Origin of the sequence: Caballeronia jiangsuensis (genome assembly GCF_046030135.1) — a bacterium.
Lineage (GTDB): Bacteria > Pseudomonadota > Gammaproteobacteria > Burkholderiales > Burkholderiaceae > Caballeronia > Caballeronia jiangsuensis.
On the sequence record NZ_JAQQDB010000011.1, the window covers coordinates 135,453 to 150,283 of the forward strand.

Consider the following 14,831-nt stretch of genomic DNA (forward strand, 5'->3'; position numbering starts at 1 on the left):
TGCGGCACGTTCCGGAATCGTTCAGGTTTTAGGTTTTCGTTTTTTATAAATCCAGTTCCAAAGTCTTTAATCAAAGGAGTGATCATGCAAGCTTTCATCGCCAACATCCAGGGTCTGACCGCCATCGGTATCGGCATCATCATCGGCCTGGGTGCAATCGGCGCCTGTATCGGTATCGGTCTGATGGGCGGCAAGTACATTGAAGCGTGCGCTCGCCAGCCGGAACTGATGAACCCGCTGCAGACCAAGATGTTCCTGCTGGCTGGTCTGATCGACGCGGCGTTCCTGATCGGCGTTGGTGTGGCAATGCTGTTTGCGTTCGCGAACCCGCTGCTCTCGAAGCTCGCAGGCTGAGGTTCCTCGGAACTGTGCGTCTGATTTGCAAAGACGCCTGAACGGAACGGATGAGGCGCTGATCGAGCTCAACAAGCCGATGAGCGCCTTTTAACCGTTTCACCTCCGATCAAGCAACGTTTAAGGAAACACCGTGAATCTCAACGCAACCCTGTTTGCGCAAATGGTCGTGTTTCTGATCCTCGCGTGGTTCACGATGAAGTTCGTGTGGCCGCCGTTGATCAACGCCCTCGACGAGCGCTCGAAAAAGATTGCCGACGGCCTCGCCGCCGCCGACAAGGGCAAAGCGGAACTCGAAGCGGCGCACAAGCGCGTCGACCAGGAACTCGCGCAAGCGCGTAACGACGGCCAGCAGCGCATCGCCGACGCCGAAAAGCGCGCCGCAGCAGTCGCAGAAGAAATCAAGGCCAACGCTCAGGCCGAAGCCGCGCGCATCGTCGCGCAAGCCAAGGCTGACGCCGACCAGCAAGTCGTGAAGGCGCGCGAAACGCTGCGTGCCGAAGTCGCGGCCCTTGCCGTCAGGGGCGCCGAGCAAATTCTGAAGCGCGAAGTCGATCAGAAAGCTCACGCCGATCTGCTGAATCAACTCAAAACCGAGCTCTGATCATGGCCGAACTTGCAACCATCGCTCGTCCTTACGCAGAAGCGCTGTTCCGCGTAGCCGAAACCGGCGATCTCGCGGGCTGGTCCACCTTCGTCGAGGAGCTGGCACAGGTTGCGCGTCTGCCCGAAGTGGAATCGGTCGCTTCGAGCCCGAAGGTAAACCGACAGCAGATCGTCGATCTCCTGCTCGCCGCAGTGAAGTCGCCGCTGGCACAAAGCAATGCTCAGGCGAAGAACTTCGTCGGCATGCTGGTCGAGAACCATCGCCTGTCGCTGCTGCCGGAAATCTCCGTCCAGTTCGACGAGCTGAAGAACGCCCGTGAAGGTGCTGCCGATGCTCACATCGTGAGCGCGTTCCCCCTCGAAGGCGAACAGTTGAACGACCTCGTTGCAAGCCTCGAACGCAAGTTCCAGCGCAAGCTGAAGCCGATCGTCGAAATCGATCAGTCGCTGATCGGCGGCGTTCGCGTGACGGTTGGCGACGAAGTGCTCGATACCTCGGTCCGCGCGCGCCTCGCCAGCATGCAGACGGCTCTGACCGCTTAAGCGATCGACCGTGTCTGAAGCTGGCACGCAACAGAATTGACTATCAGGAGCGAATAATGCAACTCAATCCCTCTGAGATCAGCGAGCTGATCAAGAGCCGGATCCAGGGCCTTGAAGCGAGCGCGGATGTTCGCAACCAGGGCACCGTGATCTCCGTGACCGACGGTATCGTGCGTATCCACGGCCTGTCGGACGTGATGCAGGGCGAAATGCTCGAATTCCCGGGCAACACCTTCGGCCTCGCGCTGAACCTCGAACGTGACTCGGTCGGCGCCGTTATTCTCGGTGAATACGAGCACATCTCGGAAGGCGACATCGTCAAGACGACGGGCCGCATTCTCGAAGTGCCGGTCGGTCCGGAACTCATCGGCCGTGTGGTCGATGCGCTCGGCAACCCGATCGACGGCAAGGGCCCGATCAACGCGAAAGCTACGGACGCAATCGAAAAGATCGCTCCGGGCGTGATCTGGCGTAAGTCGGTGTCGCAGCCGGTGCAAACGGGTCTGAAGTCGATCGACTCGATGGTGCCGATCGGCCGTGGCCAGCGTGAGCTGATCATCGGCGACCGTCAGTGCGGCAAGACCGCGGTGGCCGTCGACGCGATCATCAACCAAAAGGGCAAGGACCTCATCTGTATCTACGTCGCGATCGGCCAGAAGGCTTCGTCGATCATGAACGTGGTGCGCAAGCTCGAAGAAACCGGCGCGATGGCGTACACCATCGTCGTCGCGGCTTCGGCTTCGGAATCGGCCGCGATGCAATACCTCGCGCCGTACGCCGGCTGCACGATGGGCGAATACTTCCGCGATCGCGGTCAAGATGCGCTGATCGTCTATGACGATTTGACCAAGCAGGCTTGGGCGTATCGCCAGATTTCGCTGCTGCTGCGCCGTCCGCCGGGCCGTGAAGCGTATCCTGGCGACGTGTTCTATCTGCACTCGCGTCTGCTCGAGCGTGCGGCGCGCGTCTCGGAAGAGTACGTCGAAAAGTTCACCAACGGCGAAGTCAAGGGCAAGAGCGGCTCGCTGACGGCATTGCCGGTCATCGAAACGCAAGCCGGCGACGTGACCGCGTTCGTTCCGACGAACGTGATCTCGATCACCGACGGCCAGATCTTCCTCGAAACCGACCTGTTCAACGCCGGTATCCGCCCCGCAATCAACGCGGGCGTGTCGGTGTCGCGCGTCGGTGGTGCGGCTCAGACCAAGGTCATCAAGAAGCTGTCGGGCGGTATCCGTACCGACCTCGCGCAGTATCGTGAGCTGGCTGCGTTCGCGCAGTTCGCATCGGACCTCGACGAAGCCACCCGCAAGCAGCTCGAACGCGGCCGCCGCGTGACGGAACTGCTGAAGCAGCCGCAGTATCAGCCGCTGCAGGTGTGGGAACTGGCTGTCGCGCTGTTCGCTGCCAACAATGGCTATCTGGACGATCTCGAAGTCTCGCAAGTTCTGCCGTTCGAAAAGGGCATGCGCGAATTCCTGAAGACCAGCCACGCCGATCTGATTAAGCGCATCGAAGACAACAAAGACTTGTCGAAGGACGACGAAGGCGCACTGCATGCCGCGCTGAAGGACTTCAAGAAGTCGGGCGCTTATTGATCGGGACTGAGGAGCAACGCGCGATGTCGTTGAACGTCGCGCGGCTTCGATCAAGGAGTAAGCAATGGCTGGAATGAAGGAAATTCGCGGCAAGATCAAGAGCGTGCAAAACACGCGCAAGATCACGAAAGCGATGGAAATGGTCGCCGCATCCAAGATGCGCCGCGCCCAGGAGCGTATGCGTTCCGCCCGTCCGTATGCCGACAAGGTCCGCGCAATCGCATCGCACATGAGCAAGGCGAACCCTGAGTATCGCCACCCGTTCATGGTCGAGAACAAGGGCGTGAAGACGGCCGGCCTGATCCTCGTCACGACCGACAAGGGTCTGTGCGGCGGCATGAACACGAACGTCCTGCGTGCGTCGCTGAGCAAGATCAAGGAACTCGATCAGAGCGGTGTCAAGATCGAGGCGTCGGCGATCGGCAGCAAGGGTCTCGGGTTCCTGAATCGCCTGAAGGCCAGTGTCGTGTCGCAAGTCACGCAACTGGGCGACACGCCGCATCTGGAAAAGCTGATCGGCGCGATCAAGGTGCAGCTCGACCTGTATTCGGAAGGCAAGATCAACGCGGTGTACCTGGCGTACACGCGCTTCATCAACACGATGAAGCAGGAAGCGGTGATCGAGCAGCTGCTGCCGTTGTCGGTGGATGATCTCGACGCGAAGGACGAAGACGGCGTCACGCCGAAGACCTCGTGGGATTACATCTACGAGCCGGACGCGCAGACCGTGGTGGACGAGTTGCTCGTGCGCTACGTCGAAGCGCTCGTGTACCAGGCGGTCGCGGAAAACATGGCGTCGGAGCAATCGGCGCGCATGGTCGCGATGAAGGCCGCGTCGGACAACGCGAAGACCGTGATCAACGAACTGCAGCTCGTCTACAACAAGAGCCGCCAGGCCGCGATTACGAAAGAATTGTCGGAAATCGTCGGCGGCGCCGCAGCGGTCTGATTTTGCTGACCGCTTGAAAGAACACAGTATCTAAAGGAAATGCGATGAGTACTACTGCTTTGGTAGAAGGCAAGATCGTACAGTGCATCGGCGCCGTTATCGACGTGGAATTCCCGCGTGAGCACATGCCGAAGATCTACGACGCGCTCATTCTGGAAGGCACCGAACTGACGCTCGAAGTCCAGCAGCAGCTGGGCGACGGCGTGGTGCGCACCATCTGTCTGGGTGCCTCCGACGGTCTGCGCCGCGGCACGATGGTCAAGAATACGGGCAAGCCCATCAGCGTGCCGGTCGGCAAGCCGACGCTCGGCCGCATCATGGACGTTCTCGGCCGTCCTATCGACGAAGCCGGTCCGATCGAATCGGAAACGATGCGCTCGATCCACCAGAAGGCGCCGGCGTTCGAAGACCTGTCGCCGTCGACCGAACTGCTCGAAACGGGCATCAAGGTTATCGACCTGATCTGCCCGTTCGCGAAGGGCGGCAAGGTGGGTCTGTTCGGCGGTGCAGGCGTGGGCAAGACCGTGAACATGATGGAACTCATCAACAACATCGCGAAGGAACACGGCGGTTATTCCGTGTTCGCCGGTGTGGGTGAGCGTACCCGTGAAGGGAACGACTTCTATCACGAAATGAAGGACTCGAACGTTCTCGACAAGGTGGCGCTGGTTTACGGCCAGATGAACGAGCCGCCGGGCAACCGTCTGCGCGTCGCGCTGACCGGTCTGACGATGGCCGAGCACTTCCGTGACGAAGGCCTCGACGTGCTGTTCTTCGTCGACAACATCTATCGTTTCACGCTGGCGGGTACGGAAGTGTCCGCACTGCTCGGCCGTATGCCTTCGGCAGTGGGTTATCAGCCGACGCTGGCTGAAGAAATGGGCAAGCTGCAAGAGCGTATTACGTCGACCAAGACCGGCTCGATCACGTCGGTTCAGGCCGTGTACGTCCCTGCGGATGACTTGACCGACCCGTCGCCGGCTACGACCTTCGGCCACTTGGACGCAACCGTCGTGTTGTCGCGTGACATCGCTTCGCTGGGTATTTATCCGGCAGTGGACCCGCTCGATTCGACCTCGCGTCAGATCGACCCGCACGTGATCGGCGAAGAACACTACGCGATCACCCGTGGTGTTCAGCAAACGCTGCAGCGCTACAAGGAATTGCGCGACATCATCGCGATTCTGGGTATGGACGAACTGTCGCCGGAAGACAAGCTGTCGGTCTCGCGCGCGCGCAAGATCCAGCGTTTCCTGTCGCAGCCGTTTCACGTTGCAGAAGTGTTCACGGGCTCGCCGGGCAAGTACGTGCCGCTGAAGGAAACCATCCGCGGCTTCAAGATGATCGTCGAAGGTGAATGCGATCATCTGCCGGAGCAAGCGTTCTACATGGTCGGCACGATCGACGAAGCCTTCGAAAAGGCCAAGAAGATCCAGTAAAGGTTGGGTGTCTCTAAGGGCGTCAGTCTGACGGTTGACGCCCGCGAACTACACTCAATCCAGGAGTCGACATAAATGGCAACCATCAAGGTAGACGTCGTCAGCGCGGAAGAGCAGATCTTCTCGGGCCAGGCGAAGTTCGTCGCGCTGCCGGGCGAAGCAGGTGAACTGGGCATTCTGCCCGGCCACACGCCGCTCATCACGCGCATTCGTCCGGGCGCAGTGCGCATCGAGGCGGAAGACGGCTCGGAAGAGTTCGTGTTCGTTGCAGGCGGGATTCTCGAAATCCAGCCGGGCATCGTGACCGTGCTCGCCGATACCGCCATCCGTGGCGCCGATCTCGACGAGGCGAAGGCGGAGCAGGCGAAAAAGCGTGCCGAGGAAGCGATTCAAAACAACACCTCGGAACTCGAGTACGCGACCGCGCAAGCGGAACTCGCGTACGCGACGGCTCAGCTCGCGGCGATCCAGCGTCTGCGCAAGGCGCACGCAAAGCACTAAGTGTGACGCGTCAAGCGACGTTCAGCAGTTCAAAGAAAGCAGCCTTCGGGCTGCTTTTTTTATGCTCCAAATCGGCAAATCGCGCAGGCATTAGTGCATATCGGTTATGTGTATCGATGGCAGAGTCTGCGTAACGCATTGATTCGGCGAGGTTTTACTCGCCTTCCCCAGGACGGCGTTGCGGGGAAACACTCAATGCCCGCGCGCGTCTTTGCGATGCACAATAGCCTCCAATTAGCCTTCATCGGGCGGCGACTCATATTGGCGGAGACCATCGATGGCAACTGAACCGACGCAGACCGGCGCGCAGATCAAACCGCGTGACGGCATTTCCCATGTTCGCGGCGCGACCGACATCGCTCTGAGCGACGCAACCGTCTCGCGTTTTCTTCTCGAAACCGCGAATCGCTTTCCTGAACGACCTGCCGTGGTCTTCCGCGAGCAGAACATTCGATGGACCTGGCGCGAGTTCGCGAACCAGGTCGACGTGCTTGCAAGCGGGCTGCTCGCGCTTGGCATTCAGGCGGGTGATCGCGTCGGCATCTGGTCGCCGAATCGCGCCGAGTGGCTGCTTACGCAATTCGCCACTGCGCGCATGGGCGCGGTGCTGGTCAACATCAATCCGGCGTACCGGCTGGCCGAGCTCGAATATGCGCTGAACAAGGTCGGCTGCAAGGCGATCATCGCGGCTGAGCAGTTCAAGTCATCGAAGTATCTGGAGATGTTGCAGACGCTCGCGCCCGAACTCGCCCACGCCGCGCCGAACGCGCTCGATGCCGCGAAGCTGCCGGAACTGCGCGCCGTCATCCGCATGGGCGATGGCAAGACGCCCGGGATGCTCAACTTCGACGATGTGATGCGCACGGGCGCCACCCAACTCGACGCAGCGAAGCTCGACGCGCTCGAAGCGAAGCTGGGTCCGGACGACGCGATTAACGTCCAGTTCACGAGCGGCACGACGGGCAATCCGAAGGGCGCGACGCTCACGCATCGAAACATCGTCAACAACGCGCGCTATATCGCGATGGCGATGCGCCTCACCGAGCAGGATTCGCTCTGCATCCCGGTGCCGCTCTACCACTGCTTCGGCATGGTGCTGGCGGTGCTCGCGTGCGTGTCGACCGGCTGCACGATGGTATTTCCGGGCGAAGCGTTCGACCCCGGCGCGACGCTCGCCGCTGTCCACGACGAAAAATGCACCGCGCTTCACGGCGTGCCGACGATGTTCATCGCCGAACTCGATCACCCCGATTTCGCGAAGTACGATCTGAGCCGTCTGCGCACGGGCATCATGGCAGGCTCGCCGTGCCCGATCGAAACGATGAAACGCGTGGTTTCGACGATGCACCTGAGCGAGATCACCATCGCGTACGGCATGACCGAGACGAGCCCGGTGTCGTTCCAGAGTTCGACCACCGATCCGCTCGACAAGCGCACGACGACCGTCGGACGCATTCAGCCGCATCTCGAGGTGAAGATCGTCGATCCATCGGGCAACATCGTGCCCGTCGGCGAGACTGGCGAACTCTGCACGCGCGGATACTCGGTGATGAAGGGCTACTGGGGCGACGAATCCAAGACGGACGAGGCGATCGTCGACGGCTGGATGCACACCGGCGACCTCGCGACGCTCGACGACGAAGGCTATTGCAACATCGTCGGACGCCTCAAGGACATGCTGATTCGCGGCGGCGAGAACGTCTATCCGCGCGAAATCGAGGAGTTTTTGTTCCGCCATCCGAAGGTCCAGTCGGTGCAGGTGTTCGGCGTGCCGGATCAGAAGTACGGCGAGGAAGTGTGCGCGTGGATCGTCGTGCGTCCCGGCGAACAAGCGAGCGAGGACGAGATTCGTGACTTCTGCAAAGGGCAGATCGCGCATTACAAGATTCCGCGCTATATCCGCTTTGTCGACGAATTGCCGATGACCGTCACCGGCAAGGCGCAAAAGTTCGTGATGCGCGCGCGCATGATCGATGAACTGAAGCTCGCCGAAACCAAGACGGCCTGAGCCTCACGGCATTCGAAATCACGAAACGACGAAGGGAGCGCCGCGGCGCTCCCTTCTGTCATTGGATGAAACGTTCGAGTTCTGAATCTCTCAAGAAACGCAAACGTTTGTCCGGGCGAAAAAAAAGCGGGCCTGGAGCCCGCTAAAAACCACACGCTACGGGGTTAGCGCGAGGAGACCACACGTGGGATTTCGAACGGATTACATTCGAATAACGATCCCAACACCGATGCCCCAAAAATCTGAGCGCTTAGGCCACAGCCAGCTATCGGACCACGCGACTTTCGCACAGCGCAGCCCAATACATCCGTGTTGAAACCGTTTCACAGATTGTGGGCGAATTGATTCAGAGTCGCCGTAACAAAGTGTTTCAGGTTGTAACCCGCGTCGGATAAGGCGGAGGGGAAATTTTGTCGCGCGAATCATCCGATTTTCACGGATATATTGTCTGTTATTCGGATCATTTATTCGATCGGCCTGACCTCGCCGCCAAATGCCGATTTTCGGACCAGAGCGATATTTTTGGATTTCCGCGAAAATCGAACGTGCGGACGCATGAAATCGATGCGCAAGTTGCCCGCAAATGATCATTTAACGAGAAAACGCTATGGAGACACGCATGACGATCGACGCAGCCTTGCTCCGTTACTACCGCGCCGTCGACGAAGCCTTCCCGGCTTTGGCGCCCGATGCGGATGCGCGGACGGTGCGAGACCGCTTCAGCAACATTGCAAAAGCTTACGCCCGAAAGCCTGACGATGCCGTGATTGCGCAAAACATCGATATCGCTCTCGAAGGACGCACGCTCGCCGCGCGGGTCTACAGGCCGACGGGCGCGCAGGGGCCGCTGCCGCTCATCGTGTACTTTCACGGCGGCGGCTGGGTGGTCGGTGACCTGGACACGCACGATGGGCTCGTCGCACGGCTCGCACAGGATTCGCAATGCGCCGTGGCGAGCGTCGATTACCGCCTCGCGCCGGAGCATCCGTTTCCTGCGCCGTGCGAGGACGCGCTCGACGCGCTGATCTGGCTCGCGGAGCATCGATCGCGGCTCGGTTTCGCGGTCGACAGGCTGGCCGTCGGCGGTGACAGCGCGGGCGCGCATCTGGCGGTCGTCGCGGCGCGCGCGGCGAACGAGCGCGTGGCTGGCCTCGTCGGCTTGCAATTGCTGTTCTATCCGGTGATGCGCCGCCAGTTCGAAAGCCCCAGTTGCATCGCGAATGCAAACGGTCCGGGGCTCACGAACGATGAAATGAAGTGGTACTGGACGCAATTTCTATCGGGCGATGCGCCAGAAGAGCACGACGTGCGCGCGTTCCCGCTGTCCGAGCCGTTCGAGCGCACGCCGGCGCCTGCGCTCGTCGTCGCGGCGGCCTACGATCCGCTCTACGACGACGCCTTCGAACTCAAGCGTTTCCTGGAAGCCAACGGCGGCCGCGTCGAGATGATCGAAGCGCACGCCATGACGCACGGATTCGGGCGCATGCACTCGCAGTCGGAAGCGGCGCTCGGCTGGCTGCGCAAGATCGGCACGCGCGCAGGCGAACTCGTGCGCGCCGCGCGCTGAGCGTTACTTCAACCATTTGTCATAGACGGCCTGGAACTCGCCCGACGACCGGGCGAGATGCAGCCACTGATCGACATACTGCTGAAACGGTACATCGCCGCGCGGCAACAGATACGCCTTTTCGCCGAACTGGAACGGCTTGTCCGGATGCACCGAGCACAGCCCGGGATTGAGCTTCTGCTGGAGCAGCGTTTCGGATGCGTCCGTGACCATCACGTCCGCTTTGCCTTCGAGGATTTGCTTGAAGATCGTCACGTTGTCCGGGTACTCGATCAACTGCGAGTGCGGGAAAAACTGCTTCGCGAAGCGCTCGTTCGTACCGCCCGGATTGACGATCGTGCGCACGTTCGGCTGATCGATCTGCGCGACGGTCTGGTACTTGTCGACATCGTCGCAACGGACAATCGGCGTTTTGCCGTCTTCCATGTACGGCGCCGTGAAGAAGGCGCGCTTCTGCCGCTCTAGCGTGGTCGAGACGCCGCCCACGGCGATATCGCACTTGGCGACGAAATCGTTCATCAGGTTCGACCACGACGTCTTCACGTACTCCGCCTTCGCGCCGAGCGACTTCGCGAGACTCTCCGCGAGATCGATGTCGATCCCCTCGAACTGGCCGTCCGGACGCAGGAAGGAGTACGGCTTGTAGTCGCCCGTCGTGCAGACGCGCAGCGTGTGGCGCGCGAGGATATCGTCGAGCCGCGAGGGTGCTGCAACTGGCGCGGGCGCGGCGGGTTTCGCGCCGGCTACGGTGCCCGCCTGAACCGTTTGAGCGTGCGCGACGCCGGGGAGCGCGAGCGACATGACAAGGGCCGAGGCGGCGAGACTGACAGACGTGCGTTGCATCTATTCTCCTGGTTCTAGTTGTAGGGTTCCGTCGATGATACCGAGGCGTTCGCGTCGCCGGATACTCGTCCGAAACGCATAGGCCGCGCTGCATGAGACTTCCCGAATTGCCGGGCTCAGTCAACGAAAACGCCCGGCCGGTCCGGTAGAATGAATGATTCTTTGCCTTCAGCATCGAGCGACGTGCCACACACTCTTCTGAACGACACCTTCCTGCGCGCGCTCCTGCGCCAGCCGACCGACTACACGCCGATCTGGCTGATGCGCCAGGCGGGGCGCTATCTCCCGGAGTACAACGCGACGCGCACCCGTGCGGGGAGTTTTCTCGGGCTCGCGAAGAATCCCGACTACGCGACCGAAGTGACGCTTCAGCCGCTCGAACGCTTTCCGCTCGACGCCGCGATTCTCTTCTCCGACATTCTTACCGTCCCCGACGCGATGGGCCTCGGCCTGAATTTCGTGCAGGGCGAAGGTCCGCGTTTCGAGCGCACCGTGCGCACCGAGGACGACGTGAAGCGCCTCGCCGTGCCGGACATCGGCGCGACGCTCTCCTATGTCACCGACGCCGTGCGCCAGATCCGCCGCGCGCTCACCGACGCACAAGGCCGTCAAAAGGTCCCGCTGATCGGTTTCTCCGGCAGCCCGTGGACGCTCGCGTGCTACATGGTCGAAGGCGGCGGTTCGGACGATCACCGCACGGTCAAATCGATGGCTTATGCGCGTCCGGACCTGATGCACCGCATCCTCGATGTGAACGCGCAAGCCGTGACGGCGTACCTGAATGCGCAGATCGAAGCGGGCGCGCAGGCCGTCATGATCTTCGACACGTGGGGCGGTGCGCTCGCCGATGGCGCGTATCAACGCTTCTCGCTCGAATACATCGCGAAGGTGGTCGCGGGTCTGAAGCGCGAGCACGGCGGCGTGCGCGTGCCCGTCATCACCTTTACGAAGGGCGGCGGATTGTGGATCGAGGAAATCGCCGCGACGGGCGTCGATGCGGTCGGTCTCGACTGGACCATGAATCTGGGCAAGGCGCGAGAAAAGGTGGGCGCACGCGTGGCGCTGCAGGGGAACATCGATCCGAACGTGCTCTTCGCGCCGCCCGCGGCGATCCGTACAGAAGCGCGCACTGTGCTCGAGAGTTTCGGGAATTTTCCGGGCCACGTCTTCAATCTGGGCCACGGAATCTCGCAGTTCACGCCGCCGGAGAGCGTCGCGGAGCTCGTCGACGAAGTCCATCGTCATAGCCGTGCGATGCGCGCGAAACAAGCCACGCGGTAGCTCATATACAAGAGCCGGCGTTGCGAGTGCATGTTGCAGCGCAATGTCGGCGCTTCGGAATCGGCAATCGAGGGCTGGAACATTTCGTCCGCATCGCCCATCTCAGGCGGCGTTCCTCGATGTCAAGACTGAACTTATGCACATTTCGTTCGCTGCGGCGCGCCATCAGACGTATGGCCTCCAGCAACCAATAACGTGTCTCTATGTATGCTTCAACCCTATGATTTTTAAGAAATTTCGAGAGCTTTGCCCGAAATGTGGGCCAGCGCACATAAGGGTTTCGTGACATTGTTTGCGGCGACGTCGAACGCACTTCTCAACAAAGTTATCCACAGGCCTGTGGAAAGCATCGGAAATCCAAAAATAATCGGCGGTTTACAGACGATTCTGATGTTTCACTTTAACTTCGCCCCGTTCAAGCAGATTCCAGTGTCGGACCGTTGTACGCGGGGTCGTGCGCGGTGACTGGCCTTTTCGTGCGCGTCGCCGTCGATCAGCCGATGCCCGTGCTGTTCGACTACCGCTATGCGCTGCCGGACGCGCCTGCGGTCGGCATGCTGGTGCAGGTGCCGTTCGGGCGACGCGAGGTCGTCGGGCTGATCTGCGAAATCGCCCATTCAAGCGACGTGCCCGCCGAAAAACTGCGCGCCGTTAGCGCAATCTGCGACGGCTGCGCGCCGCTGTCCGACGCCTGGATCGCGCTTGCGGCTTTCGCTGCCGATTACTACCAGCGTGGACTCGGCGAAGTCGCGCTGCCCGCGCTGCCTCAGGCGTTGCGCGACGCCTCGCGCTGGAATCGACTTTTCGCCGTGGAGCCGCGCTACCGGCTTTTGCCGGAGGGACGCGCGCAACTTCCCGACGCGTTGCCCGTGCGCGCCAGCGCCCTGCGCCGTCTGGCCGAAGCGCTCGCGGAGCAGCCGTTCCTCGCTCTTTCCGATGCCCGCGCGCTGCATCCCAAAGCGAGCGTGACTTTCGATGACTGGCTCGCGCGCGGCTGGATCGAGACGGCGACGACACAAACCGTCGAGTCGGATGCGACTGCGCAAGTGCTCCCGACCGGCGCCGCGCCGCTGCCGGTGCTGACTGACGAACAACGCGATGCCGTCGATGCGATTTCCGGCGCGCAAGGCTTCGCGCCGTTCTTGCTCCACGGCGTCACGGGCAGCGGCAAAACCGAGGTCTATCTGCATGCGCTCGCCGTTTTGCTCGCCGCCCGGCCGGACGCGCAAGCGCTCGTTCTCGTTCCCGAAATCAACCTGACGCCGCAGTTCGAAGCCGCGTTCCGCGCGCGTTTTTCGGCGCTCGCTGACGGTTCCATCGTCACGATGCACAGCGGTCTCGCCGAAGGCGAGCGCGCGCGCAACTGGCTGGCGGCGCACACGGGCAGCGCGCGCATCGTGCTCGGCACGCGTCTCGCGATTCTCGCGTCGATGCCGCAACTGGCGATGATCGTCGTCGATGAAGAGCACGATCCTGCCTACAAGCAGCAGGAGGGTCTGCGCTACTCGGCGCGCGATCTGGCGATCTATCGTGCAAAACAGCTCGATATTCCCGTCGTGCTCGGCTCGGCGACGCCGTCGCTCGAAACCTGGTGGCAGGCGGAGCAGGGCCGCTACACGCGATTGACGCTTACGCGCCGGGCCGTCGCCGAAGCGGCGTTGCCGACCGTGAAGCTCATCGATCTGGAAGAGGAAAGACGACGCGGCCGCGCATCGGTCGAAGGGCTCGCGGGTCCGCTCATCGCCGCGCTGAAAACGCGCGTCGAGCGTGGCGAACAGAGTCTCGTCTTTCTGAATCGGCGCGGCTATGCGCCAATTCTCTCTTGCGACGCCTGTGGATGGGTCGCGGGCTGTCCGCGCTGCAGCGCCTACGCCGTGCTGCACAAGCCCGAGCGGGCGCTGCGCTGCCATCACTGCGGTTGGGAATCGCGCATTCCGAAGTCGTGCCCTGACTGCGGCAACATCGATATCGCGCCGATGGGCCGCGGCACGCAGCGCGTCGAGGAAACGCTAGCGAGCGTGGTGCCGGGCGCGCGCGTGCTGCGCATCGACGCCGACAGCACGCGCCGCAAGGGTAGTGCGCAAGCGCTCTTCTCCGATGTTCACGCGGGCGAGGTCGATATTCTCGTCGGTACGCAGATGATCGCGAAGGGCCACGACTTCCGGCGTGTGACGCTCGTCGGCGTGCTCAACGCCGACACCGCGCTCTTCTCGCACGACTTTCGCGCGAGCGAGCGGCTCTTCGCTCAATTGACGCAGGTGAGCGGCCGCGCGGGACGGGCGGGCTTGCCAGGCGAAGTGATGATTCAGACACGCTATCCGCGTCACGCGCTGTATCAGGCGCTTTCTCGGCAAGACTATGTGGGTTTCGCCAACTCGACGCTCGCCGAGCGGCGCGACGCGCGCCTGCCGCCGTTCGTCTATCAGGCGATGTTGCGTGCCGAAGGCCGCACGCTCGAAGCCGCGCTCAAGTTTCTGGAGGATGCGGCGGCGGCGTTCGCACCTTTACCCGGCGCGGATCGCGTGACCGTCTACGATGCGGTGCCGCTTACCATCGTCAAAGTGTTCAATGTCCATCGGGCGCAACTGCTGCTCGAAAGTGCGTCGCGAGCGGCGTTGCAGGCGTCGTTGCGCGCGTGGCAACCGGCGCTGCGCTCGCTCAAGGGCGTACTGCGATGGAACGTCGAAGTCGATCCGCTGGACGTTTGAGTCGATAAAAGGCGCGTCAGACTACGTCGCGCGCGGCCCGGCCACCCCGGTCGGAAGCGTCATCGGATCGGCGAACGTGCGGCGACGCGCCCCGAACGAACAGCACGACGCAGACTGCGACCATCGCCCAAACGCCGGTTACCACCATCCAAGTGCTCATGCTCGTGCTCTCCCCGAAGTCGCCGTGCGCTGACGGCGAAGGCAGCGCCGTGGGCGGCGCATTGCGTTTATATCGGCGGCGTTAAAGGATTTACGTAGGGCGTGTCTCGAAAATTCCCGACTAGGGAAACTACTAGGCGACAGGCGCCAACCGATAGCCGGCGGTGCGCTGCTCAAAGCCTTGTTCCATAAGGGTTTCATTGTGGTGCAACCCTAGCGAAAATCTCGGTTGCACCTTTTAAATCAGCGGAGTACGATTCGCCAACTTTTTAGTC

General features: G+C 61.6%; 12 protein-coding genes. 11 read left to right on the plus strand and 1 reads right to left on the minus strand.

What is annotated here, in order from left to right; all coding sequences use genetic code 11:
* Positions 1 to 84: 84 nt before the first annotated feature.
* From atpE to PQR08_RS14075, 9 genes are all read left to right on the plus strand, one after another.
* On the plus strand, positions 85 to 354 hold the full coding sequence (gene atpE / locus PQR08_RS14035; protein WP_007180033.1) for a F0F1 ATP synthase subunit C: 270 nt from the start codon (positions 85 to 87) through the stop codon (positions 352 to 354).
* Between the two features lie 133 nt (positions 355 to 487).
* The gene (locus tag PQR08_RS14040) at positions 488 to 958 is read left to right on the plus strand and encodes a F0F1 ATP synthase subunit B (RefSeq protein WP_029672469.1); all 471 of its coding nucleotides are present in this window, start codon (positions 488 to 490) and stop codon (positions 956 to 958) included.
* A gap of 2 nt (positions 959 to 960) precedes the next feature.
* A complete protein-coding gene (locus PQR08_RS14045) occupies positions 961 to 1,503 on the plus strand; it encodes a F0F1 ATP synthase subunit delta (RefSeq protein WP_187608088.1) in 543 nt (180 codons plus the stop codon).
* A gap of 56 nt (positions 1,504 to 1,559) precedes the next feature.
* On the plus strand, positions 1,560 to 3,101 hold the full coding sequence (gene atpA / locus PQR08_RS14050; protein ID WP_035499351.1) for a F0F1 ATP synthase subunit alpha: 1,542 nt from the start codon (positions 1,560 to 1,562) through the stop codon (positions 3,099 to 3,101).
* 64 nt (positions 3,102 to 3,165) lie between these two features.
* On the plus strand, positions 3,166 to 4,050 hold the full coding sequence (atpG, locus tag PQR08_RS14055) for a F0F1 ATP synthase subunit gamma (protein ID WP_187608087.1): 885 nt from the start codon (positions 3,166 to 3,168) through the stop codon (positions 4,048 to 4,050).
* 44 nt (positions 4,051 to 4,094) lie between these two features.
* Entirely contained in the window at positions 4,095 to 5,489 is a 1,395-nt protein-coding gene (gene atpD, locus PQR08_RS14060) for a F0F1 ATP synthase subunit beta (RefSeq protein ID WP_222946708.1), read from the plus strand.
* Between the two features lie 75 nt (positions 5,490 to 5,564).
* Positions 5,565 to 5,990, plus strand: a complete 426-nt coding sequence (locus tag PQR08_RS14065; protein ID WP_029672474.1) for a F0F1 ATP synthase subunit epsilon — start codon at positions 5,565 to 5,567, stop codon at positions 5,988 to 5,990.
* Positions 5,991 to 6,267: 277 nt separating this feature from the next.
* Positions 6,268 to 7,998, plus strand: coding sequence for an AMP-binding protein (locus PQR08_RS14070; protein ID WP_408161532.1), 1,731 nt, complete (start codon positions 6,268 to 6,270; stop codon positions 7,996 to 7,998).
* Between the two features lie 619 nt (positions 7,999 to 8,617).
* Positions 8,618 to 9,565 carry an alpha/beta hydrolase gene (locus tag PQR08_RS14075; protein ID WP_408161534.1) on the plus strand — a complete coding sequence of 316 codons (948 nt, stop codon included), beginning with the start codon at positions 8,618 to 8,620 and terminating at the stop codon, positions 9,563 to 9,565.
* 3 nt (positions 9,566 to 9,568) lie between these two features.
* Here PQR08_RS14075 and PQR08_RS14080 read toward each other — a convergent pair whose 3' ends face one another.
* On the minus strand, positions 9,569 to 10,408 hold the full coding sequence (locus PQR08_RS14080) for a transporter substrate-binding domain-containing protein (protein WP_187608084.1): 840 nt from the start codon (positions 10,406 to 10,408) through the stop codon (positions 9,569 to 9,571).
* Between the two features lie 183 nt (positions 10,409 to 10,591).
* Between PQR08_RS14080 and hemE the strand changes: the two genes are divergently transcribed.
* Both hemE and PQR08_RS14090 read left to right on the plus strand, forming a co-directional pair.
* Positions 10,592 to 11,689, plus strand: coding sequence for a uroporphyrinogen decarboxylase (hemE, locus tag PQR08_RS14085; RefSeq protein WP_408161536.1), 1,098 nt, complete (start codon positions 10,592 to 10,594; stop codon positions 11,687 to 11,689).
* Between the two features lie 461 nt (positions 11,690 to 12,150).
* Positions 12,151 to 14,397 (plus strand): primosomal protein N', encoded by a 2,247-nt coding sequence (locus PQR08_RS14090; RefSeq protein WP_408161538.1) that lies wholly within the window; start codon positions 12,151 to 12,153, stop codon positions 14,395 to 14,397.
* The last annotated feature ends 434 nt before the right edge of the window (positions 14,398 to 14,831 follow it).

What these genes read in the sequence shown, in the direction of transcription:
- atpE (WP_007180033.1), top strand. Translation starts at nt 85, where the DNA reads ATGCAAGCTTTCATCGCCAACATCCAGGGTCTGACCGCCATCGGTATC.
- PQR08_RS14045 (WP_187608088.1), top strand. Translation starts at nt 961, where the DNA reads ATGGCCGAACTTGCAACCATCGCTCGTCCTTACGCAGAAGCGCTGTTC.
- atpA (WP_035499351.1), top strand. Translation starts at nt 1,560, where the DNA reads ATGCAACTCAATCCCTCTGAGATCAGCGAGCTGATCAAGAGCCGGATC.
- atpG (WP_187608087.1), top strand. Translation starts at nt 3,166, where the DNA reads ATGGCTGGAATGAAGGAAATTCGCGGCAAGATCAAGAGCGTGCAAAAC.
- atpD (WP_222946708.1), top strand. Translation starts at nt 4,095, where the DNA reads ATGAGTACTACTGCTTTGGTAGAAGGCAAGATCGTACAGTGCATCGGC.
- PQR08_RS14065 (WP_029672474.1), top strand. Translation starts at nt 5,565, where the DNA reads ATGGCAACCATCAAGGTAGACGTCGTCAGCGCGGAAGAGCAGATCTTC.
- PQR08_RS14070 (WP_408161532.1), top strand. Translation starts at nt 6,268, where the DNA reads ATGGCAACTGAACCGACGCAGACCGGCGCGCAGATCAAACCGCGTGAC.
- PQR08_RS14075 (WP_408161534.1), top strand. Translation starts at nt 8,618, where the DNA reads ATGACGATCGACGCAGCCTTGCTCCGTTACTACCGCGCCGTCGACGAA.
- PQR08_RS14080 (WP_187608084.1), bottom strand. Translation starts at nt 10,408, where the DNA reads ATGCAACGCACGTCTGTCAGTCTCGCCGCCTCGGCCCTTGTCATGTCG.